Source organism: Mesorhizobium silamurunense, from assembly GCF_014843905.1.
In the GTDB taxonomy this organism is placed as follows: Bacteria; Pseudomonadota; Alphaproteobacteria; order Rhizobiales; family Rhizobiaceae; genus Mesorhizobium; species Mesorhizobium silamurunense.
In genome coordinates this window covers 48,306-69,930 of the sequence record NZ_LPVS01000093.1, presented here as the reverse complement: position 1 = coordinate 69,930, position 21,625 = coordinate 48,306, and the positions used below count along the sequence as shown (strand labels likewise).

The 21,625-nt window shown below is 60.1% G+C and carries 18 protein-coding genes; 8 read left to right on the top strand and 10 right to left on the bottom strand.

All coding sequences use genetic code 11. From position 1 onward, the window contains the following. Nucleotides 1-4: 4 nt before the first annotated feature. On the bottom strand, nt 5-3,274 hold the full coding sequence (locus AU465_RS28030) for a site-specific DNA-methyltransferase (RefSeq protein WP_192255381.1): 3,270 nt from the start codon (nt 3,272-3,274) through the stop codon (nt 5-7). Between the two features lie 127 nt (nt 3,275-3,401). Between AU465_RS28030 and AU465_RS28025 the strand changes: the two genes are divergently transcribed. Next, nucleotides 3,402-4,373 (top strand): hypothetical protein, encoded by a 972-nt coding sequence (locus AU465_RS28025; RefSeq protein ID WP_192255379.1) that lies wholly within the window; start codon nt 3,402-3,404, stop codon nt 4,371-4,373. 50 nt (nt 4,374-4,423) lie between these two features. Here AU465_RS28025 and AU465_RS28020 read toward each other — a convergent pair whose 3' ends face one another. Next, complete coding sequence (locus tag AU465_RS28020; RefSeq protein WP_192255377.1) at nt 4,424-7,816, bottom strand: TM0106 family RecB-like putative nuclease; 3,393 nt, start codon at nt 7,814-7,816, stop codon at nt 4,424-4,426. A 367-nt stretch (nt 7,817-8,183) separates the two neighbouring features. Here AU465_RS28020 and AU465_RS28015 point away from each other — a divergent pair, with 367 nt between their 5' ends. Beyond that, nucleotides 8,184-10,094, top strand: a complete 1,911-nt coding sequence (locus AU465_RS28015) for a hypothetical protein (protein ID WP_192255375.1) — start codon at nt 8,184-8,186, stop codon at nt 10,092-10,094. A 100-nt stretch (nt 10,095-10,194) separates the two neighbouring features. On the opposite strand, the gene AU465_RS28010 is transcribed toward AU465_RS28015, so the two are convergent. Both AU465_RS28010 and AU465_RS28005 read right to left on the bottom strand, forming a co-directional pair. Further along, entirely contained in the window at nt 10,195-11,127 is a 933-nt protein-coding gene (locus tag AU465_RS28010) for an ImmA/IrrE family metallo-endopeptidase (RefSeq protein ID WP_192255373.1), read from the bottom strand. Beyond that, nucleotides 11,114-11,479 (bottom strand): helix-turn-helix domain-containing protein, encoded by a 366-nt coding sequence (locus tag AU465_RS28005; protein WP_312891323.1) that lies wholly within the window; start codon nt 11,477-11,479, stop codon nt 11,114-11,116. The genes AU465_RS28010 and AU465_RS28005 overlap by 14 nt, the downstream gene beginning before the upstream one ends. A 189-nt stretch (nt 11,480-11,668) precedes the next feature. Here AU465_RS28005 and AU465_RS28000 point away from each other — a divergent pair, with 189 nt between their 5' ends. From AU465_RS28000 to AU465_RS37230, 4 genes are read left to right on the top strand one after another with little or no spacing between them, the layout of a single operon-like run. Then, nucleotides 11,669-12,010, top strand: a complete 342-nt coding sequence (locus AU465_RS28000; protein WP_192255369.1) for a multiubiquitin domain-containing protein — start codon at nt 11,669-11,671, stop codon at nt 12,008-12,010. Between the two features lie 3 nt (nt 12,011-12,013). Then, nucleotides 12,014-12,427, top strand: a complete 414-nt coding sequence (locus tag AU465_RS27995) for an E2/UBC family protein (RefSeq protein WP_192255367.1) — start codon at nt 12,014-12,016, stop codon at nt 12,425-12,427. A 35-nt stretch (nt 12,428-12,462) separates the two neighbouring features. Continuing rightward, nucleotides 12,463-13,827, top strand: a complete 1,365-nt coding sequence (locus tag AU465_RS27990) for a ThiF family adenylyltransferase (protein ID WP_192255365.1) — start codon at nt 12,463-12,465, stop codon at nt 13,825-13,827. Further along, the gene (locus AU465_RS37230; protein WP_281396906.1) at nt 13,812-14,180 is read left to right on the top strand and encodes a ubiquitination-like system serine protease family protein; all 369 of its coding nucleotides are present in this window, start codon (nt 13,812-13,814) and stop codon (nt 14,178-14,180) included. The genes AU465_RS27990 and AU465_RS37230 overlap by 16 nt, the downstream gene beginning before the upstream one ends. Before the next feature lie 56 nt (nt 14,181-14,236). Here AU465_RS37230 and dgt read toward each other — a convergent pair whose 3' ends face one another. The 5 genes from dgt to AU465_RS27965 all read right to left on the bottom strand — a co-directional run bounded on the left by dgt (nt 14,237) and on the right by AU465_RS27965 (nt 18,327). After that, complete coding sequence (dgt, locus tag AU465_RS27985) at nt 14,237-15,535, bottom strand: dGTP triphosphohydrolase (RefSeq protein ID WP_192255363.1); 1,299 nt, start codon at nt 15,533-15,535, stop codon at nt 14,237-14,239. A gap of 7 nt (nt 15,536-15,542) precedes the next feature. Next, complete coding sequence (locus tag AU465_RS27980; RefSeq protein ID WP_192255361.1) at nt 15,543-15,764, bottom strand: hypothetical protein; 222 nt, start codon at nt 15,762-15,764, stop codon at nt 15,543-15,545. 57 nt (nt 15,765-15,821) lie between these two features. Next, complete coding sequence (locus AU465_RS27975) at nt 15,822-17,282, bottom strand: site-specific integrase (protein ID WP_192255359.1); 1,461 nt, start codon at nt 17,280-17,282, stop codon at nt 15,822-15,824. 279 nt (nt 17,283-17,561) lie between these two features. Continuing rightward, the gene (locus AU465_RS27970; protein WP_192255357.1) at nt 17,562-17,843 is read right to left on the bottom strand and encodes a hypothetical protein; all 282 of its coding nucleotides are present in this window, start codon (nt 17,841-17,843) and stop codon (nt 17,562-17,564) included. Between the two features lie 43 nt (nt 17,844-17,886). Beyond that, a complete protein-coding gene (locus AU465_RS27965; protein WP_192255355.1) occupies nt 17,887-18,327 on the bottom strand; it encodes an Lrp/AsnC family transcriptional regulator in 441 nt (146 codons plus the stop codon). Between the two features lie 146 nt (nt 18,328-18,473). Between AU465_RS27965 and rocF the strand changes: the two genes are divergently transcribed. Further along, complete coding sequence (rocF, locus tag AU465_RS27960) at nt 18,474-19,406, top strand: arginase (RefSeq protein ID WP_192255353.1); 933 nt, start codon at nt 18,474-18,476, stop codon at nt 19,404-19,406. Nucleotides 19,407-19,408: 2 nt separating this feature from the next. Next, nucleotides 19,409-20,467, top strand: a complete 1,059-nt coding sequence (gene ocd, locus AU465_RS27955) for an ornithine cyclodeaminase (protein ID WP_192255351.1) — start codon at nt 19,409-19,411, stop codon at nt 20,465-20,467. 147 nt (nt 20,468-20,614) lie between these two features. On the opposite strand, the gene AU465_RS27950 is transcribed toward ocd, so the two are convergent. Then, on the bottom strand, nt 20,615-21,616 hold the full coding sequence (locus AU465_RS27950; protein ID WP_192255349.1) for a LacI family DNA-binding transcriptional regulator: 1,002 nt from the start codon (nt 21,614-21,616) through the stop codon (nt 20,615-20,617). Nucleotides 21,617-21,625 lie beyond the last annotated feature (9 nt).

Genomic DNA, 21,625 nt, shown 5'->3' with positions numbered 1-21,625 from the left:
GGGTTCAGCCCTCGAGCGGCATGATCTTGAGGGATTCGATCCCGCGGTCATCGACGATCTTTACCGCGATCCGCCGGTTGTCGCCTGCCGCGAAGGGCAGCGACACGGTGCCGTGGAATTGCTCCAGCAGATCCTCGTCCAGTTCGGAGCGGACCGTCGCCTTCAGCCGGTTCCAGCCGCCCTTAGCATCTGCCATGGGAAAGAACACCTGATGCGGCATTAGCGACCGCTGGTCGTAATCGGTGTCGAGCGACCACATGGCGATCTGCTTTTTCCCGCCCGACACCAGGTCGCCCGCCTTGGGGTCGAAATAGTCGAAGCCGTTGACCTCCACCTCCCACATCCCGTCCTTGCGCTTGCGCAACTCCACATCGGGTTGGCCCATCAGCCAGAAGGACTGGTTCGACGACCGCGCCTTTTTCAGGTCCTCTGTCAGAAGGTCGGTGTTCATCTGCGCTTTCAGCAGCGTGACGCCGGGCCAGTTCACCTCGTCGATGTCCTTTGCCGCCTCGGGGTCGAAGGTGAAGGCGCAAAACAGGATGAACTTTGGCGTGGGGCGCAGGGTTTCGGCCTCGGTCAGCGCCAATTCCACCTGCCGTTGTTCAAGTGCGGCGTGTTCGGGACCGAAGCTGACGACGACACGCTCGCCCGTGTTAGCAAGTGATCCGCTGGCGTGCAGGTGGCGCAAGCCGGGCAGCGTCTCGAACTCGGCAAAGCGGAGCATCGCGCCACCCTTGGCCCGGACGCCGGTTTTCAGGAGCTCGTCGCGCCAGAGCGACTGGCGCGAGGTCTCCCCCGTGCGGGCGATGCTGTCGTCGGCCTCAACCGGCGGCAGACTGTCGTAGAGTGACAAGACGGTGGGGGCTGGAACCGCCTCGACGGAGAATGGGCCGGTGATGCGCAGGCGGGTCCGGTCGACGCGCGGCTTGTCGTAGAGCGTTTCCTGCTCGGCATGGTCAGCGATGGATTGATCCATGCGGCGCTGCATGGCTTTGCGGGTGGTGTGGAAGGAATCAAACGGCTCTTTGGCGGCGGCGGGCCAGAGGGGATTGTCGTCCTTGCCAAAGGGCCAAGCGAAAGGCACCTCCCATTCGTTCAGAATGTCACCATCTGAAAAGCTGACTGGCTTTCCCTTGCGGGCACCTTGTGCGGGGCGGAAAGGAATCGGCGGGGTGGCGATCAGGGTGGCGTTTAGGCTTGCCAGCGCTGCTTCAATCTTCGGGTGGTCCTCCTCGTAGATCGCGTCGATGTCAGGGTTGTTAGCGATACTCTTCAGCGTAACGTGCGGCACGGTTTCATAGTCGAACCCACCCTTCAGCCCCTCATGGGGATAGCGGAGGGCGTAATATTCGAAACTGGCGGTCATCAATCGCTGCTTGGCGAGCGTGATGGCAACGCGAGAGGTGTCACAGGTGATCCAGCGCCGCCCCCATTTCTCGGCGACGAAGGCGGTGGTGCCCGAGCCGCAGGTAGGATCGAGCACCAGATCGCCGGGATCGGTCGTCATTAGGAGGCAGCGTTCGATGACCTTTGGTAGAGTCTGAACTACATAGAGCTTTTGAAGTGTCTGATTGTCCCCCGACGCCATATCGCCCCAGAGATTCCCAATAGCCATAGCCGGAAAATCATCGACGTATCGCACGTAACAGAGGGTGGACCCTACGGTCCTTTCGGAAATCCTGTTCGCTGCAGCAAGGCGCTGGAAACCCTTGTCAGAGGTCTTCCAGTAACCGCTTTGAGGTCGAAATGTAATTCCGTTGAGATGAACCGGAAAGTCACCAGGAGGTCGCTGGCTTGTCGCGGTATCTAGGCGAAGGATGCGATCTTCTTTAGAAAACGGCTTCTGTCCCGCTCGCTCTTCCTTCGTCATCGGCCGGCGCGAGCCACTCGGACTTTCAACGACAGTGTACTCTCCTGTTCCTTCGCCACCAATCGTCTTAGGGCGCAAAGGCCGTCGAAATTTTACCTTCGATTTATCCTTGGCGTACCACACGGCATAGTCAGTAATATTTGATAGTAGTTCACTTGTTTGGCCGGTCGTTTTAACGAAAGCGATTAGTGAAAGGGAGTTTTCGACGCCATATATTTCATCCATCATCTCGCGCACATGATGGACGTTCTCATCCGAGATCTGCACGAACACTGAGCCGCTTTCGCTAAGCAATTCCTTTGCCAGAACCAGCCGATCGCGCAGATAGGTCAGGTAGGAGTGAATGCCTAATTCCCAAGTGTCGCGGAACGCCTTGATCATCTCGGGTTCTTGGGTCAAATCCGCGTCTGACCTGTCCTTCACGTCACGCTTGTTGGTGAAGGGCTGGAAGTTCGACCCGTATTTGATCCCGTAGGGCGGGTCGATGTAGATCATCTGAACCTTTCCCGCCATGCTCTCTTTGGTCAGCAGAGAGTTCATAACCAGCAGGCTGTCTCCCGCCACCAGTCGGTTCGACCAGCCCTTTTCATGGCTGTAGAAATCAAGCGCCTGGCGCAGCGGCAGGTTTTCGAACGGGGCAGCGAACAGGTCAGGCTGTCGCCACTGAGCCCCTGCATCCTTACCCTTCAGCCGCCTGGCGGCATTGGCTAGGATCGTCGCCGGGTCCACCCGCTCATGAACGTGCAGCGAAACAGTGTCGACCTCGAACGACGTCCGCTCGGCCTTGCCCGTCCAGTTGAGGTAGGGCTGCTGGAGTCGCTTGAGCTCCGCGAGCGCGTCCCTCATCCGCTGGAGGTCGTCACTCGCCAAAGCGTCGTCAATTAGCTTCTCGATCCCTCCGCGTGCGCTGTCGAAGTTCAACACGGGGTCCAGATGCGGATCATATGCCCACGCGGTTTTGTCGCCGTCAGGGTCAGTCCCGGCATGGACCATCCCGACCTCGGGGTTGTTCACCCGCCTCTCTCCATGACGATAGCTGAGGACCTGGATCGGTTCTCCGGACCGGCCAACGCTCCTCTTGGCGCGTTTCGCCCTTTGAGCTGTTGTGGATTCTTCGGTGGGTATCAGTTCGAACCCATCGTGGTCTTCACCCGTATCTTCAGCATCTTCACCGCCCTCATCTTCATCCATCACCCCCTCGACGATCCGAAATATCGATCCGCTTCGCCCACGTGCTCGGCCGAGGACCCCCTCGTCCACGAGGGTGTCGCGCGCGCTGATATAGATATCCTCCGACAAGCTAGGCACATGCTCGCGCAGCAGAGCCAGCATGGCTCCATTGTCGATGGAAGACCCGTCTTCGGGTGTCAGGGTGAGGATCAGGTCGGCTAGGCTGTCGGACATGGCGGCTCATCATCACTTGTGGAATGACTTGTTTTTCATGACCCTATCCGGCGAGTCTTGTATGTGCACGCTCGAATTTCCTTAATACTCAAATACTCAGCTGCGCTGAAATCGAACTGGAAAAGTCATGCTGTACGATCGGATCATCAAGCAGGGCACGATCAACGAACCGGGCGGCAAACCTGACCCGCAATTTGCCCTGCCATCAACAGTGAACTGGATGCGCGCGCTGCGAATCCTCGCCCAGGACAGTGGTCTAAGCTTCAAGGCCGCCGGTGCTTTCTACGCGTGTCAGGGTAAACGCAACATGGACACCTTGGTGGAGAATACCGTTCTTGAGCAGCTCTTCCTTGGGTTGCACCATCTGTCAGCTCTCGAGCAATTCCGCGCGGGAACAAAAACGTCCGACTTCGCACGGGTCGGCATCCTTGCTTGGTACTATGGCATTGCCAATGCTGCCAGCGCCATGACAGCCGCGCAGTCCGGATCATTTCAAGAGGACCACGCCGGAACAGCCCGATTGTGGGATACTGACATCGCGAGCCGTGGCCTGGCGATGGAACCCTTCAACTGGCGGGTCAGCAGCCTCGTCGAGAAGACGTACAAGCCGGAGATTGCGACTTACAAAAAGGGCAGTGGCGGCAGGCTCTTGATAAAGCCTACCACCAAAATGGAGGCCTTGGGGGCAGCGGCCGAGTACCTGTCGGGATCAGCCAGCTGGTACGCGTGGCGTACAAAAGAAGACCTCATGAGTACGTCGGAATTCAAAAGCCTTGGCGTCAACGATTTTCGAACGAAAGCTGCCCAGGCGCTTCGGGACGGCCGGTTGAGCCGGAAAAGCGTCGGCTTCATACACCAAGCATCCCGATACAGGGGAAAGGCCAATTACCGTGAGGCCCTTTTCCTCGCATACGGATCAAGCACCGAAACACTTCTCACAGGGTTCACAGATGACCTTGGCGGTGTCTTGCGGGGCTTTCTGGCTATGGCTGGCGCTTTCGCGCGGCAAAAAATTGGATCCCGCTTGTGGTCGGAGTTCGTTGCCGATGTTGATGCGAAACGTTCTTTTTCGACCCGTGCCGCGGATATCTGGGTCTAGTCTAACGTGGCGGCCCGCTGCCATCTATGGACGTAATTCGCGGCGGGAGCCTATGGTTTGACTATATCTGCCATCTCCAGATATCGGCAGAACCCGTTGGCAAGTTGCATCTGTCGCGGCGTCCGACATTCCGGCTCGAACACGTCCGGATTGGCCACGAGAATGCACAGTGCCTTTGCGCGGGAGGTGGCCACATTGAGCCGGTTCGCGCTGTAAAGGAACTCCATGCCACGCGGTGCATCGCCATGACTGGAGGTCGTGATGGAATAGATCACGATGGGCGCCTCCTGCCCCTGGAACTTGTCAACCGTCCCGACCCTCGCGCCGGGGAGGCGCGCCTGGATTTCAAAGACCTGCGCGTTGTAGGGCGCAATAACCAGGATGTCGTCCAGGGTAAGCGACGCCTCGTTGCTCTCGCGGTCGCGCCAACGTGCGCCCGAAGCAACGATCCCCAGCACAATATTGCGGATACGGTCGGCTTCCTCCGGGCTGGAATTCTGGTTGCCGCTGTGATGCACCGCGACATAGCGCAGGCCGCTCCCGCCAAGCGGGCCGTCCATCAGGATGGCCTGGTTCTCGAGACCGGGACGGGGCAGGAGGCGACTTTCGTAGAACAGCTCGGAGGTGAACCGGCAGATGTCGGGGTGGAGGCGCCAGGTCTGGTCGAGGAACAGGCCCTCGTCCTCGGCGATGGTCTGCCGTCCGCCGAGAAGGTGGTCGAGGGCCGAGACCTCCGTACCTTCGGGATGCGAGCCCTGCATTGGCTGCTCAAGCTGCCGCGGATCGCCAAGCAGGACAAGGCTCGCTGCGGCCGGCGATATGGCAAGCACGTTGGCGAGCGACATCTGCGCGGCCTCATCCACGAACAGCACATCGACGAGGCCAGCTGCATCGGGCCGGGCCCACAGGAACCCCGTGCCGCCGAGGACGTGGTAGGCGCTTGCAAAGGCGCCGAGGGCCTCGGGGTTCTTCGTCGTGAAAGTGAGATGCGGGACATTGTCTTCCGCGTCCGTGACCTTATGCAGGCACTGCAGGTCGAAGTCTTCCTTCGCTGCTTCCTCGGCGGCCTTCGCGAGCAGGTTGCGAATGACCTTGTGACTGTTGGCGGTCACCCCGACGCGAAGGCCGGCCCTAACCAGCACAAGGATCGCGTGGGCGCCGGTATGGGTCTTGCCCGCGCCAGGCGGTCCCTGGATGGCGAGCACGCCCTGCAAGGCCGGGACGAGGCGGCAGGCCGCATCGACCGCGCTCTCGCCCGGCTGGCGCAGCGCCGCGCCGCCGGCATCGGGTGGAAGCCGCAGTAACAGATCGCGCGTCGCCTTGTAGGCACCGGGACTGGCAATGCCATGATCGGCCACGTACTCGCCGATCTGCACCAAGGACTCGGCCAGAACACTTGTGTCGATGTAGGTATGGGCAAAGACCGCTTCGGGGTGAAAACCGGCAGTGTCGCCCCTCTTCTTGACGTCGATGAAGCGATGTTCCAGGTCGACGGCCTCGACTTTACCGAACCGCTCGCCACCGACGCTGCGCAAATCCTCCCCGCCCCGAAACTCCGCATCCTGCTGGGGAAATCGATAGCGGTGGATAGGGGCCTTGACGGTTCCGCCCACGGCATCCACGAATTCGAGGCTGGCGATGCCTGCCCGCTCGTCCTCCAGCTCGTCCGCAGACAGCGCCGCCAGCCGGAAATATTCCCACCAGATCGCCTTCTCTTCCCGGCGATGCCAGTCAAGTACGTTCGCCAGCACCCAGAGCGCCTGCTGCTCGGCGCTGCGCTCTACGGAGTCTACCGGAATGCCATCGGTTAGCACGGCCACTACGGCATCAATCCGCGCCTGCCAGGCTGTAATATCCGGGGGAGCATCCTCTCCAGGCGGAGCCGGCCGGGGAATCTCCACGCCTGAGGCGACCGCGTCAGTCCGCAGGCCCTCCAGCCAGTCCCGAAGCCGCTCCGTCGAGACACAATCATCTTGGTTGTAGCCCGCCACGACGGCGCGATCATCCGCATTGATGCCGCCTGCATCCCCGAGCTCCAGGCGGGCCTGGACCTTGCTCAAGGCATAGTTTGCATCGGGCAGCGACACCGCGCGTCCGAATTCGTAGAGCGGCTCCAACTTCTTGATGGAATAGCTCTCGACGCTGGCGCGGATGGCGTGGCGAACCACCGCGTAGAGATCGACCAGGACCTGCCCGCGCAACAGCGTGTCGATCTCTTCCTCGCGCGTGGCGTAGCGCCCCATCAGGCGTTTGAGCGCGCCCACCTCATAGGCGGCGTAGTGATAAATGTGCATGCCGGGATGGTGCGCTCGCCGCTCGATCACGAAATCGACAAAGCGTTCAAAGGCGACCTTTTCCTCGGCCGGCGTGAGACACCAGTCGGCGACGTAAGTGAGCGCGCCCCCTGCGTCGTTGAAGGCGTAGCCGAAGAGATATTCGAGGCCGCCATCGCCGACGAAGGGGTCGCCTTCGAGATCGAAGAAGATGTCGCCATCGTCCGGCTCCGGCAGGCGGCACAGACCAAAGCCCGGTTCTATCGGCAGCACTTCATGGAGCAACTGCCCGGCTGCGCGCCCTGCGACTTGGATCCGGGCCTGCTCCCGGATGCGATTGTAGGACGAAGCGGCGCCGCGCTCCGGCTTCCACGGCAGCGGAAGGGGGAGCCCGGCCAGCGCGGTCATGGTGGCGACGTCGTGGCCGGCGAGCTCGCCGCGCTGCACGGCCGTGATCCCGGCCACAAGGGAGAGGTGATCGTCTTGGTGGCGCTGGTCGTCGCATCGGCCCCGCCAGCGGCAGATGTCGCAATGAGCGACCGGCTCCGGATAGGTACCGCCGTTCGCGTTCAAGGACGCCGCGAAGCGTTCCCGGACATTGCGGTAGTAGGCGGCATAGTCGCTGACCCGAAAGACTTCTGGCTCGAAGCCTGTCAGGGGCGCGACAACGTAGGCGTATTCTGGCACGAGGCCCTGCACTTGTCCGACAAGGTCAGAATAGAGGCAGAGCTGTAGTACCGTCCCGCCCTTGGTCTCGCGGGCGAGCTTGGTGTCGACGACTTCATAGGACCAGGCGCCGAGATCGCTTGGCGTCTCGACGCGCCGGAGGATGTCGGCCCGGCCCGTGAAGGGCAGTGCGCGCAGAGCGGCTTGCACAATGATCTGCGCACCGGCGTGCATCGCCTCGATCGTGGCGGCCACTGAGCCGTCATCGATGCCCTTGCCCTCGATGACCACGACCGTAACGCCGGACGCCCGTAGGTGATCGACATAGGCCGCCTCGTGCACGGCGCCGCGCTGCTGCAGGATCTCGAGCAGCGGGTCCCAGATCTTCGGCTTTTCAAGCGCGCCGTCCGCAACCTGAAGGTCAAGCGCCGTCAAGTGACCGCAGTTCAAGTGGCCAACCAAGTCGGAGGCGCTAAGCTGTAGTTCGGATCCGATTCTCAGCATAAACAAAGTCTACGCAGATTGGTGACGGCCCGGCAATTGCGAGCGTGCCGAAGAACAGTTTCCCCTTTACGAAATCTTCCCTTCGGGGTCTTTACATTGCGCTAAATGACGCTCGAACAACGCAAATATCCTGGTGAGCTTGCATCCCCACAGCAGGTTCACGCCCTGGCGGAAGAAAGGCTTGCTGCAGCCAACGATCCCTGGGCACTGGGCGCCTGCGGCTGGCATCTCTCCCGCCCGACGAGATTGAAGGGCTGGTTTGGGGATTGACCGGACCGATCATCCGACCAGATCGGGATGATTACCGCACAACCTTTCGCATGGTTTGATGTGGCCGACTAACGCTTCGACACAGTTAGGTTGCCAGATGACAGTTCGTGAAGGCCATGCACATCTGCGCGCAAAGTTCGGCACCGATCGCGCCGAGCTCGTGTACGGGCAGAAGCCAGATGGCAGCCTGGTACACATCTCAATGGCTGTCCGCGGGCTCCGATGCGATTGCGTCTGTCCCGGAATGTGCGGAAGTCACCTGGTCGCCAGGACATTGGCAAAGACACCACATTTCGCGCACCATCATCGCGATGCCTGTGGCGGAGGTCCCGAGACTGCCCTGCACAAACTAGCCAAGCAGATTATCAAAGAACGCCTCCTCTTGTTCGTCCCAAGGCGGATCGCGAGCCACGGGGATGTCGAACGGATCCTGCCAGGTCGAGAAAAAATAGAACTCGAGTCGGCAACACTCGAATTCCGGGATCCGCAACAGATAGTCCCTGATCTCTATGTCACCCTCGACGGACGAAAGCTGTTTGTGGAAATTGCGGTAACCCACCCTTGTGACGATGAAAAGATTCGACGAATCCGGCAGCACGGCATTGCGGCGATAGAAATTGACCTCTCGCACATACCCAGGGATGCCGCGCCAGAGTTAGTTGCCGATGCTGCAATCCGCTCGGCTCCCCGAAAATGGCTGTTCAACGAGGCGATCGACAATGCTGTTATAGATCTGCAAAAGGAGGCTACCGCCGCACGACTCGCTGCTGAGAAAAAACTTACGGCGGACGCTCGACAGAAGGCCCGCGCCTACGACGGCGCTCTGCGCTCAAGCCCGAAACCTCTACCCATATCAACCATCGATGTCTTGCGCGGAATCGGCCTGGACAAACACATCGGTGTAGAGGTTGCCGGCTATGCGTGCTTCACCACGCATCCCAGTAATTGGCAGGCTATCGTTCTCGCCGACGTCCTGTACGGCAAAGGGCTTGGAAAGAAGCTTCCAACAGCGGTTTCAGTGACGAAGCATCTTGCGAGCAAAGGCCTTATCCGGTCGGAATTTCGGTGGATCAGCAATGACCTTGCGGCGGCCACCGAGGCGCTAGACAACCGCTTTGCGGCCCCGTGGAGGGCTGTGGAGTTCTATCTGAAATATCTTACGGGAGTCGGCGTCGCATTGGATTGGAAGCACGGGTTCGCAATTTCGCCAGCTGTAGCCTCGTCCTGGTTCGATTGGATAATTGAAGAGATGGGCAGGTCTTCGGCCCGAAAGGAGGTAGAAGAAACGGTAGGATGGCTTCTTGACCAAGTGCCTGATGAAGAGCGCGACGGTATGACGGTTGAGGATTGGCTGAACATGACCAATGCGGAAACCGCTGAACCATACGCCGCCTTGCTGGAAAGTACGTACACAAGGCAACCGGTTGAAGCTGAGCTGCGCGCCATCGTTGGCCTCTTCAACGGGACTCGCACTGATGTGCGTGAACTTCTGGGGCTGCCAATCGCAAACGAATGCGAACGTCGCCTAGCTGTGATAGCCACGAAGGAGGCGGAGAAGAAGGCCAGAGCTGCCGAGCAGGCTGAGATAATCAAGATCAATCGGCAGAAGGAACTTGCTGAGTACGCAGAAACGGTGCTGGGCGACCCTGACGCATGGCTGAACCAGGCCCATCCTGATCTCGACGGACGCGCGCCTTTGGAGGCCGCCTATCATGGTTATCACGCCGCCGGAAAGGCGCGGGAAATTCTTTCTGCGATTGAACGCCGCCAACAGGGTGAGCGTGATAGTTTAGCCGAAGCAGATTTATGGCGTCAGAAACTGCGGAGAGCGGTTGAACAGCGATTGAGCAAGGACGAGGCCGAAGCGTTCTTGAGCGACCGAGATGAGGACTATAATCGCGCTACAGCAATAATCTTTTGCCGTGATGAGCGAACCTATCGATCGGTCCTTCGCAAGTTGGACATCTGGATCCAAGCGTTCGGCTCTATGCGACACCGCCCATTCTAAACTCATTTTTGGCGAAGGCGTTGAAGGTGCGTAAATCGCGGCGTACTGCTGCACGCCCGCGCGGCGGTGTAATTGGTAAACCGCCGTTCAAGCTGGCAGGTCATGCGGCACCGAAGTTTGACGGCAAGATAATCGTCGAAGCAGTCAACGCTTTGGTCGGATAAAGAAGGATTAGAACGTTGTGCTTCGTGTCGAAGGCCTCGGCGAGGCATTCATGCGGAGTGCCGTTCCTGTCCAGTATCGAGAGCGACACGGGCGCCGTCATCTTGCGACCGATAGGCAGCACCGGACCCAGCATGTGACTGAGCGTGATCTTTGTGTCCGAGGGTCGCCCGAACTGCACGACGAACGCAGGAGACGGTTCGATTCGTCGGACAACTGCCTCCGCGCCGTGGCCATTTGCGAATTGAAGCGGCTCTAGAATGTAAACGACGCATGCTCGATGGTTTGTGCGGGCAAACTCACGTGCGGAGGCGTAGATGGACGCTCCGAATTTCTTTGCCAGATTCATGGGCGTCTTGATATCGAAAGCGCAATCGGCGGCGTGCCGCGCATAGGAGTCGCCTTTAAATAGAGCGAAGCGCGCGAAGTTGTTCGCCTCTCGCTCGAACTGGTCTGCGATTTCAGGAGCAAGGGTCTTTTCGCAATCCTGGAAGAAGCGAAAGAGCTTACGATGGGTTGGCAAATCGTGGTGCGCGGTTTCGTGTAGAGTTAGGAAAGTCTGCTTCGACTTCGCCACCCTATTGTCGATATGAATAAGACTCTCTGCTGCATCGTAGAGACCAAACACTTTGGCAACCGCGGATTTAATGCGTGCACCCGCATCAGCGGTTTTGCCTCGGACATAAGCAATGATGGCGGCGGCATCGAACATGCTTGTTGGCGCAACCCGCACTTGGGCGGCAGCGAGAATGTCATCCAGCGGAACGGGAAATCGATCCCATGCGTCCGCTCGGTCGAGGAGCTTGCGTGCCCGCTCCTCGACCGCGAGAAGGTCTACGGGATCAAGGCTGCTGTCGTCAGGTTTTGTCACCTGGTCGCTTCCTGCTTCTTATAAACTGGAGATACTGAATCATTTCAGCTTCTTCTTCGGTTGTAAGATTATGCTCTGCAAAAGTGGCCACCCGCCCATGTCTTTCGCTGTCGTCGCGCGTGGTTGGTGAAGTTAGGTATCCCGCCATCTCCATCAACTTCTCGAAGCTTATGGCATATAACTCAGCAAGGGCATGCAAAATATTCGGCGAAGGTTTCTGGATCTTATCATTTTCGATCTGGCTTAGGTATGCGTTCGACACTTGTTTGCTCGTCGCTTCCTCGACCTCACGCAGTGTCATTTTCCGGTCGGTACGAATCGAGGCAAGATACTGTCCTAAGGTCGGCTTCACGGTACTCCTATCGTCACTCCGAGTTGGCATAGCAGCGTCCTCCTACAACGCTTTGTTCTCCTTACGATTCTAACCGTTGCCGCTCACTACGTCAAGCTTGCAAAGTATTTGCTTGATATTCTTAGCATGCTATGCCATATGTAAAGACGAGGCAGCCGTGGTGGCGGCCCATTCTCCAAGGAGAAAACGATGACTGAACGCAATGACATGAAGGGGGGCGACTCCGGCGTGGAGGAAGTCCTCGACGAGATTGCCGATCTCGAAGAATACGCGAAGCTCGGCAAGCGGCCGCCCCTCGCCAAAGGCTACCGCATTCGTGTGAATGGCGAGGCTTTCGTCGTTCATGAACCGGAGCCAACCGGCCGCGCTATCCTGACACTCGCCGGTCTGATCCCCGCAGAAAACTATACCCTGCGGGTCAAGCTCGCCGGCGAAAAGCCGCACAAGGTTGGGCTCGATGAGAAGATCGATCTGCGCCACCCGGGCGTCGAGAAGTTCAAGGCGCTACCGCGCGACCAGACGGAGGGCTGATCCATGACTCTCCGTCGCCAGTTCGACCTGCTCCCCGTCGACCGCGAGTTTCTCGAGGAGTACGAACTGCCGTGGGAAACAATCGTGGATGGCTCCCAATGGGTGCTCATCCACGATTTTCCGACGCCGCATGGCTACAACCACGCGCGTGTCACCGCAGCGATCCGCATCGAGACCGGGTATCCGAATACCGAGCTTAACATGGTGTATTTCTTCCCGGCGCTCGCGCGGATCGACGGCAAGCCGATCGGGGCAACGGAAGCGCAGCAGCCGCTGGATGGGAAGTCGTACCAACGCTGGTCTCGTCACCGCACCGGGGTGAACCCCTGGAAGATCGGGCGCGATCATCTTGGGACGCATGTCATCCTGATCGAGGACTGGCTGGAGCGGGAGTTTGAAAAATGCCCCCTCGCATAACGCTTGCATTCTCAGGCGATCAGCACGCTCATCTGATGAGCTTCCTCTTTCCAGGAGACGGCAAGGAGGCCGTGGCGATACTCCTTTGCGGGCGGCGCGATGGCGACCGCAGCCATCGCCTCGTTGTCCGGGAAATCCACGGAATTCCCTACGAGGACTGCTCCGAGCGCACGCCAATGCGGGTTACCTGGCCACCCGATTATATTGCGCCGATGCTGGATCGCGCCGGCGCCGAAAGGCTTTCCGTCGTCAAGGTCCACAGCCATCCGACTGGCTACGGCGCGTTCTCCGGAATTGATGACGAAGGCGACGCCCGCCTCCTGCCGATGATCCGCGGATGGGTTGAAGCCGACGTTCCGCACGGCAGTGCCGTCATGCTGCCCTATGGCCAGATGTTCGGCCGAGTCCTTTTGGGTGACGGCAGCTTTGCGCCGATCGATTGCATTTCGGTCGCGGGCGACGATCTCCATTTTTGGTACGCCGACATGGGTAGTGCCACATTGCCGGATTTCGTCGCGTCTCACGCGCAAGCTTTCGACGTAGGCACGATCCAGCGGTTGCGTCGCTTGTCCTTTGCCGTTGTCGGGGCCTCCGGTACGGGAAGCCCAACCGTCGAGCAGCTTTTGAGGCTCGGTGCGGCCGAGATCATCATCGTCGATGACGATCACATGGAAGACCGCAACATCAACCGCATCCTCAACTCGACCATGCGGGACGTGAAGGACGGGCGCAGCAAAGTCGAAGTGCTGGCCGATGCCGCCGAGCGGGTCGGGCTTGGCACGCGTATCATCCGCGTTGCGAAGAACCTCTGGCACCCCGATGTAGTCCGTGAGGTCGCCCAATGCGACGTGATATTTGGCTGCATGGACACGATCGACGGTCGCTATCTACTGAACGCGCTCGCCTCCTATTACACGATCCCGTACTTCGACATCGGCGTCCGTCTCGACGCGGTAAGGGATGGTTTTGGCAGGGGCCGCATCCGCGAGGTTTGCGGCACCGTCAACTATCTGCGGCCTGGTCGCTCCAGCCTGGTGAGTCGGGGGTTGTTCACGATGGCCGACGTTGCCGCCGCCGGGCTTCGGCGTAACGATCCGAGTGCTCATGAGCGCCAGGTCGAAGACGGATATATTAGAGGCGTCGCGGCGCATCGGCCCGCTGTCATCAGCGTGAACATGTTCGCCTCTGCGCTCGCTGTTGATGAGTTCCTCGCGCGCCTCCATCCCTTCCGGGAGGAGCCCAACTCGAAGTATGCGAGCGTGACATTTAGCCTTGCCAGTATGGAGCTGATCTGCGATCCCGAGGAGGGCATTTGCAATATTCTGGGTGGCACCGTGGGCATCGGCGACACAACCCCGTTGCTCGGCATCATGGAATTGGCGGAATGGCGGCAATCTTGAACCGACTTCAGTCATTTCTTCAGAGGGCGAGGGCGCGCCTAAATCACTGGCTGCGTCCGCCATATCGCACTGTGATTGCGCGGGATTCCCTCCCAAAAAAGCTAAAGCGGAAGACCATCTATGTCGTTGAGGACGACGGGTTTGAAGAACAGGCGGCAATGCTCTGTCCTTGCGGCTGCCGCCGCGTCTTGCACATGAACCTGCTTCCGGATGAACGCCCGTGCTGGCGTCTCACTCGACATCGGGATGGCACGGCAAGCCTTCACCCTTCCGTCTGGCGAAAGAAGGATTGCAGCTCACATTTTTGGTTCCGACACGGCCGTGTCGAATGGTGTCGGCAGATCGACACTTAGCATGGCAGGGTCGGCCCGCTCCTGGTGCCGCCGGGCGTAGGGGAGCGCCCGAGCCCTTAGCGTACGATTGGGTCCAAGACTGATCCCCCAGAGAGGCCGCATAACCTTCCATGCAGCGCCATAACTTCATGCTCAGTCAAGCTTGCAATGCAGTCGGCTGCAAATCGTGCTCTTTGCCCTTCGCCAATTTCCCAAATGTACCTTAATCTAACAGGCAGAAATTTAGGGCATCCCTTTTCAGAATTCTCCCATAATATATTGAACAGTTCTGCTATAACCTTCTTTTGCCCTAGCTGCTGAGCTATCAGAGAAGGGTTCGAAATAATATATTGCTTTGCTATCTGTTTTAGAAGTTTGACCTCCACCAGGGTATCCAATGGAATGTGTAATCCATTTCCCTCTTCGGTCAATTTCGCCGCTGTCAGGAAGCGCCCAATTAAGAACGATGTCAGGCTGCGGAGCGCCACTCGCTGCTCACGGGACCCTTCATAAGAGGTATTTAGAAGCACGCTAAATGTAGTGTTGAGCACCAGAGCTAGGCGGTCGAACCCCTCATTTAATTGCGCGAGTGCTTCGCTCGGTGCGCCGAACCAGACGTCATGGGTCTTATGGATAATATCTTGGGAGCCCTCATTGAGGATGTGGTTCCAGGGTATGGCTCCGACCCTGTGAAAGTCTTCTAAATCGTGAACCGAATAGGCAATGTCATCGGCCCAGTCCATCAGCGCGGCTTCTGTGGTTTGGAACGCGTGGTCTTGGTATTTCCTCGCAAAATCAAAGTCGGCTTGATCGACCTTGTAAGCGCCCCACTTGCTGCTCCGTTCAGGCTTTGTTGGATCTCGCGTCCAAGGGTACTTCAGGCACGCCGAAAGGGTAGCGCGAGTCAAATCCAGTCCGAGACAGTCCGGATATCGTACGCCCAATTTGGTCAGAATTCGGAAAGTTTGAGCATTACCTTCGAATCCGTCAGGGTCTCCCCTTTCCTCTACCAACTCGTCGAGTTTGGCTTCCCCAGCGTGCCCAAATGGGGGATGACCTAGGTCGTGGGCAAGACAGGCAGCCTCGACCACCTCAACTTCAACCCCCAGCTTCTTCGCGAGTTTAGGATCGGCATCGACACAATTCTGAGCGAGCCTTCGCCCAACTTGGGCCACCTTATACGTGTGTTGCTGCCGGGTATGGAACACATCGGCTTCGCCTACTCTAACGATTTGGGTGACGCCGGCGAGACGATGCAGCGCGGAAGAATACTGAATCCTATCGCGGTCGACCTCAAACGGTTTTCGCTGGTCTTTTTCAGGTGTGCTGTGGAGGCGCTTCCTCCGAGCCGCATCCGTCCATACGCGCGATACCATTCGCGATTTAGGCAGCCTGCAAAGTTTTGCCCGGCCTAAAGAAACGCATCTCTCTGTCGATGCGGATCTGATTGCGGCTCATGGCTAGATGCAACGCAGCTTGGATCTCACGGCGTGAGTACCCGTCCGCCGTCAGGAGCTCCACGAGCCGCTTGGGATCAACGGCTCGGTTTTCTTTGCGGATATGCCGCAGCAATGCATCTCTTGCTTCAGCGATTCGCTGGTCCATATGACGGTCTCCCTCGGTCACAACGTTGTCTCATACCCGTAAATTTTTGACAACAAGTTAGGTTGCACCAGGCATACCATGTCTGGCGGGGCTGGCCTCGCGCGCAGAGATCATGTCCGTCACGATAGCCTCAACGCGTGCCGCATCGATTCCCTCGACCAAGAGCCGAGCGGACAATAATTGAGTCAACCTATCGAGATCGGTTAAACCATCCGGCGCCACGGATTTTCTCAGGAGCTTGCGCGAGATCTGGTTGCCTCCGGCGAGGGCAGCAGCAATTTTCTTCGTCACGCGATTGGCGGCACGCCGAGACGGGTCGTTTTGCACGTGAGCGTAGATAGCTGTCGAACGCGGATTTGAATGGCCCAAGATCGCGCCCGTCAGTGCGAGCGCTTCACCAGTTGAGATTGCTGTCGAGCCGATCGTATGGCGAAGGGTATGTGGCGTAACCCCGGGAAGCTCCGCCTTCTTGATCGCCTTGGCCCAAATGCGCTTGGTGCCTTGGAAATAGCTGTCACCACGTTCGGCCGGGAAGACGAAATTGCAGTCTACCTGTCGCGGTAGGCTTTCGAGCAGCGTGACCGCAGCAGCTCCGAGCGGCCGGATTGACTTGCCCGTCTTGCTATCGTCGAGTTCCAAAAGTCCCTCGCCGAGATTTACCTCAGTCCACCTGAGCGACGCGATCTCCTCCCGGCGACAGCCGGTCAACGCCCAAAGCCGTGCGATATTGACCGCTTTTGAATTGACCCCTTCGGCCTCCAGTTCATCCAGAGCCGACCCGAGGCGGGTAACCTCGTCGAGAGCGAGGAAGCGTTTTCGCTGATTGTCCGTCTTACGGACGGCCGCTGTTTCGCAAGGGTTTCTCTGGACGATCTCGCTGCGGATAGCGAAGCTGAAAACGGCAGACAAATCTCTCACAACCTTACGAGCCGCGCCCTCACCGCCTCGAACAATGATGCGTTTGCGGGGACCGATCTTTTCGTCCCGATTCGTCTTGCCGGCAGTGACGTCACGGACGAACCGTTCGATGTCGCCGGCATTCAATTCGCTGACCCGCTTATGTCCGAGCAGCGGCACGACATGGTTGCGGAGGCGCGCAAGGGTGAGCTGCTTGGTCAACAATTTCATCGGCTGACCTTGCCGCTTTCCGCGCTGGATAACGCAGCCTTCTGCTTCGTACAGGTCGACTAGGCCCCCGATCTTCATCTCGCGCCGCTTCAAGCGGCGCTCATCCGCTGGATCCTCGCCCTTGGCGACACCACCGAGGAGAATTTTCGCCTGCTTACGTGCCTGATCGGGAGTGAGGGGACCAAACCTGCCTACGGTGACGAAGCGCTGCGCCGCCGACCGACCACCGCCTTCGGCGCGATACCGGACGATGAAGGTCTTGGCGCCGCTCTTTTCCACGCGCAGACCGAAGCCGGACAGCTCGCTGTCCCAAATGAAATAGCGCTGTTCCCTCTTCTCGGCAGCGTCAACCACCCGCTTTGTGAGAGCTACGCCAACGCGCTTTGCCACCGATCCATCTCCTCAAAAAAGCTCCCTTTGGTCAACACCTGGTCAACACCGTGAAGGCAAAAGCTTGAGTAAGCCTAGCGGAGGTTCGAAAGCAAGGTCAAGGAAATTCAATGCGTTATCGAGATTTCGGATATTGCCGGATAGCATGGAGTAGCCCTTCTCTAACCTTGCCAAGGTTGGGGTCGGGCGTTCGAATCGCCTCACCCGCTCCAGTTTCCTCACCGAGGATCAAGCAAACGAAAAGCCGCGATTTCCGCGGCTTTTTCGCGTTGATGCCCTTCAGAACAGGATTCCGTTGCGCGCCATTCCCCAGACCGCGGCGACGCAATGAACGATCCCGATGGGTAGCGCAAGCAGCGGCCTGAAGCGGATGAGCGCAATATAGATCGCGAATTGAGCACATGCGCTGAGCAAGAATGTCGAGATCCCAGCACCCGCCAACATCAGCAGCATAGTCCACGGAATCAGGATGAAGCCGGGAACGTTGGTGCCATGCCCGGCGCCCATCGTGAAAATTGTGATCACAAACGCGCCGAAACCGATCCCGGCTCCTGCGGCCATCGTCCTCAACATGCTTTTGCCATTTCGCAATCGCTGCGCCTCCCTACCCCAGCCGCGCCCTGGTCGTCCTCGGCGTCGCCAGCAACAAGCTCGTCTCGCTCCCCGTTATCCCCGGGATCAGCCGGATGCGCCGCAGCACGGCGTCGAAATCGGTCAGCGAGGCGGTTCCGAGCTCGACCACCAGGTCCCAGCGGCCATTGGTGGTGTGGATGGTCGACACCTCGGGAAAGCCGCCGAGCGCCCTAATCACGCGATCCGCGGCATGGCCCTCGATCTCGATCAGCATGACGCCGCGTATCTTCTGATCGACCGCGTCGGCGCGCAGCACCACCGTATAGCCGATGATCTCGCCGGATTTCTCCAGCCGCTCCATGCGTGCCCTGACCGTCGCGCGCGAAACGCCGAGATCGAGCGCGAGATCGGAGACGCTGCGCCGCGCATCGTGCCTCAGAAGCGTCACCAGTCTTTCGTCGAGCGTATCCATGATTGTCCATTTCGATCAGGATAGTTGCACAATATGATAGATCAGCCTTCTCGAAATGCCAATTTTCCCTATTCAAACCGCCAGGCCGCGATGGTTCAATAACCGGATCAATCGCCAGACTAATCGCAAGAGGGCGGAAGAAAATCATGCGCTGCAGGATCGTCGGCGCGCCGGTGCAGGACGGCGCGGGCAGGATGGGATGCGAGATGGGGCCGAGCGCGTTGCGCACTGCGGGGCTTGTCTCGGTGCTGTCGGAGCTTGGCCATGAGGTCGAGGACTATGGCGCGGTGCAGAAGGCTCAGGCGATCGCCGTCGCACATGGCAATCTTGCGCTCAAGGCGCTGCCGGAGATTTCCGCATGGACGACGGCGATCGCCGAGACCGCCTATGTGGCTTCGAAGGATGCCATGCCGATCTTCCTCGGCGGCGACCACTCGATCTCCGCCGGCACGGTGTCCGGCGTGGCGCGCCGCGCCGCCGAACGCGGCCGGCCGCTCTTCGTGCTGTGGCTCGACGCCCATCCCGATTTCCACACGCTCGACACCACGACAAGCGGCAATCTGCACGGCGTGCCGCTCGCCTATGCCAGCGGGCGCCCCGGCTTCACTGGCTATTTCCCTGATCTGCCGGCCGCGGTCGACCCCGCCCGCATCTGCACGATCGGCCTGCGCAGCGTCGATCCGGCCGAGCGCCGCGCGCTGAAAGAGGCGGGCGTGACCGTGCATGACATGCGCGCCATCGACGAGCATGGCATCGCCCCGCTGCTGCGCGCTTTCCTGGCCAAAGTCGAAGAGGCAAACGGGCTGCTGCATGTCAGTCTCGATGTCGACTTCCTCGACCCGTCGATCGCCCCGGCCGTCGGCACCACCGTGCCCGGCGGCGCCACCTTCCGCGAGGCGCATCTGGTGATGGAGATGCTGTCCGACAGCGGCCTCGTCTCCAGCCTCGACCTGGTCGAGCTCAACCCGTTCCTCGACGAGCGTGGCCGCACCGCGACGCTGATGGTCGATCTCACCGCCAGCCTGATGGGCCGCCGCATCATGGACCGCCCGACCCGCAGCCATTCCGGAAGCCTCTGACCATGACCCAGCCTTCGCGCCTTGCCATCGTTCCCTTCGTCAGCGTCGATCGCATGATGAAGCTGGTGCTCGCCATCGGCGTCGAGCGCTTCCTGACCGAGCTCGCCGCCTATATCGAGGAGGATTTCCGCCGCTGGGAGCTGTTCGACAAGACGCCGCGCGTCGCCTCGCACAGCCATGACGGCGTCATCGAGCTGATGCCGACCAGCGACGGCCGCCTCTACGGCTTCAAATATGTCAACGGTCATCCGAAGAACATGCGCGAGGGCCGCCAGACGGTCACCGCCTTCGGCGTGCTTGCCGATGTCGGCTCCGGCTATCCGATGCTGCTCACCGAAATGACGATCCTGACGGCGCTGCGCACCGCGGCCACCTCCGCCCTCGCGGCGAAATATCTGGCGCCCAAGGGCTCGCGAGCGATGGCGATAATCGGCAACGGCGCCCAGTCCGAGTTCCAGGCCATCGCCTTCAAGGCGCTGCTCGGCATCGATCGGCTGCGGCTCTACGACATCGACCGTTCGGCCTCGGAAAAATGCGCCCGCAACCTCGCCGGCAAGGGTTTCGACATCACCATCTGTTCGACCGGGCAGGACGCGGTGGAAGGCGTCGACATCATCACCACGGTGACCGCCGACAAGCAGTACGCCACGATTCTCACCGACAACATGGTGGGCTCCGGCGTCCACATCAACGCGGTCGGCGGCGACTGCCCGGGCAAGACGGAGCTGCACCGCGATATCCTGTTGCGCTCCGACATCTTCGTCGAGTTCCCGCCGCAGACCCGCATCGAGGGCGAGATCCAGCAGCTCGACGCCGACCATCCGGTGACCGAACTGTGGCAGGTGATGACCGGCCAGGCCGAGGGCCGCAAGGCGCCGGAACAGATCACGCTGTTCGATTCCGTCGGCTTCGCCACCGAGGATTTTTCCGCGCTCCGCTATGTCCGCGACCAGCTCCCGGCCACCGGCCTCTACGAGGAGCTCGACCTGCTCGCCGACCCCGACGAGCCGCGCGACCTGTTCGGCATGCTGCTTAGGGCCGCCATGCAGCCGGCGGCTTGAGGGGATTAGTAGAGGTCGCCCAGACTATCGCACGTTCCGAAGATGGCGTTCCCCTGCTTTGCCAGGTCGGCGCCGCAAGCGTCAGCGATTGGCAATGCAAGCCGCAGGCGATCATGCTGCAAGCGATATCGTGGCCGTTAATCGACGCTACTGGCGCGCCGCCGCGCAGCTTTCCCTCTCGACCAGCACCGGCGCCAGCACCTCGCGGCGCGACGGCGCTTCCGGCTCGCCGACGCGCTCGAGCAGCAGGCTCACCGCCCGCGTGCCGATCTTCTCTATCGGCTGGGCGATCGTCGTCAGCGGCGGCCAGGTGGTGACCGCATAGGGAATGTCGTCGAAACCGATCAGCGACATGTCGTCGGGCACGTGCAAGCCGCGCGAGCGCAGCGCGGTGATGGCGCCCATGGCCATCAGGTCGTTGCAGGCGAACACCGCCGTGATCTCCGGCGCCTGTTCCATCAGCCGCTCCATCGCCAGGCGGCCGCCGGCGAAATGATAGTCGGAATCGACCACCGATGCGGGGGGCAATTCCAGGCCTGATTCCTTGAGCGCGCGGGTAAAGCCGCGCAGGCGGGCGGGGCTGGAGCTCGAATCGCGCGGGCCGCCGATGACGCCGATCTTGCGGTGACCGAGCCCGACCAGATAGCGGCCGGCGAGATAGCCGCCGTGATCATGGTCGACCAGCACGGAATCGACATTGACGGAATGGATCTCGCGGTCGAGCAGCACCGCCGGCACGGCGGCGGAAAGGTGTGAGAACACCCGCGCATGGTCGGACGAGCCGGCAAAGATCAGCCCGTCGATCTGCTTTGCCATCAACACCGACAGATAGCGCTCTTCCTTTTCTGCGCTGCCGTCGGAATTGCACAGGATCACCGTATAGCCGGCGACGAAGCCCGCATCCTCGATCTGGCGCGCGACGCCGGCGAAGAACGGATTGGAATTGTCGGGGAGCAGGAGGCCGATGGTCTTGGTCTCGCCGCGCCTGAGGCTGCGCGCCAGCGAATTCGGGCTGTAGCGCAAGGCGGTGATCGCCGCGCGCACGCGCTCGGCCGTCTCCGGCTCGACATGGCGCGTGTGGTTCATCACATGCGAGACGGTTGCGACCGACACTCCGGCATGGCGCGCTACATCGGCGATTGTGGTCATGGTCCCAGC

Bases quoted from the DNA above. Each gene is read 5' to 3' on its own strand.
- ocd (WP_192255351.1), top strand. From the start codon at position 19,409: ATGACCCAGCCTTCGCGCCTTGCCATCGTTCCCTTCGTCAGCGTCGAT.
- AU465_RS27965 (WP_192255355.1), bottom strand. From the start codon at position 18,327: ATGGATACGCTCGACGAAAGACTGGTGACGCTTCTGAGGCACGATGCG.
- AU465_RS28020 (WP_192255377.1), bottom strand. From the start codon at position 7,816: ATGCTGAGAATCGGATCCGAACTACAGCTTAGCGCCTCCGACTTGGTT.
- dgt (WP_192255363.1), bottom strand. From the start codon at position 15,535: ATGGTATCGCGCGTATGGACGGATGCGGCTCGGAGGAAGCGCCTCCAC.
- AU465_RS37230 (WP_281396906.1), top strand. From the start codon at position 13,812: ATGGCGGCAATCTTGAACCGACTTCAGTCATTTCTTCAGAGGGCGAGG.
- AU465_RS28000 (WP_192255369.1), top strand. From the start codon at position 11,669: ATGACTGAACGCAATGACATGAAGGGGGGCGACTCCGGCGTGGAGGAA.
- AU465_RS27950 (WP_192255349.1), bottom strand. From the start codon at position 21,616: ATGACCACAATCGCCGATGTAGCGCGCCATGCCGGAGTGTCGGTCGCA.
- AU465_RS27980 (WP_192255361.1), bottom strand. From the start codon at position 15,764: ATGGACCAGCGAATCGCTGAAGCAAGAGATGCATTGCTGCGGCATATC.
- AU465_RS27970 (WP_192255357.1), bottom strand. From the start codon at position 17,843: ATGGCCGCAGGAGCCGGGATCGGTTTCGGCGCGTTTGTGATCACAATT.
- rocF (WP_192255353.1), top strand. From the start codon at position 18,474: ATGCGCTGCAGGATCGTCGGCGCGCCGGTGCAGGACGGCGCGGGCAGG.
- AU465_RS28015 (WP_192255375.1), top strand. From the start codon at position 8,184: ATGACAGTTCGTGAAGGCCATGCACATCTGCGCGCAAAGTTCGGCACC.
- AU465_RS28025 (WP_192255379.1), top strand. From the start codon at position 3,402: ATGCTGTACGATCGGATCATCAAGCAGGGCACGATCAACGAACCGGGC.
- AU465_RS27995 (WP_192255367.1), top strand. From the start codon at position 12,014: ATGACTCTCCGTCGCCAGTTCGACCTGCTCCCCGTCGACCGCGAGTTT.
- AU465_RS28030 (WP_192255381.1), bottom strand. From the start codon at position 3,274: ATGTCCGACAGCCTAGCCGACCTGATCCTCACCCTGACACCCGAAGAC.
- AU465_RS27990 (WP_192255365.1), top strand. From the start codon at position 12,463: ATGAGCTTCCTCTTTCCAGGAGACGGCAAGGAGGCCGTGGCGATACTC.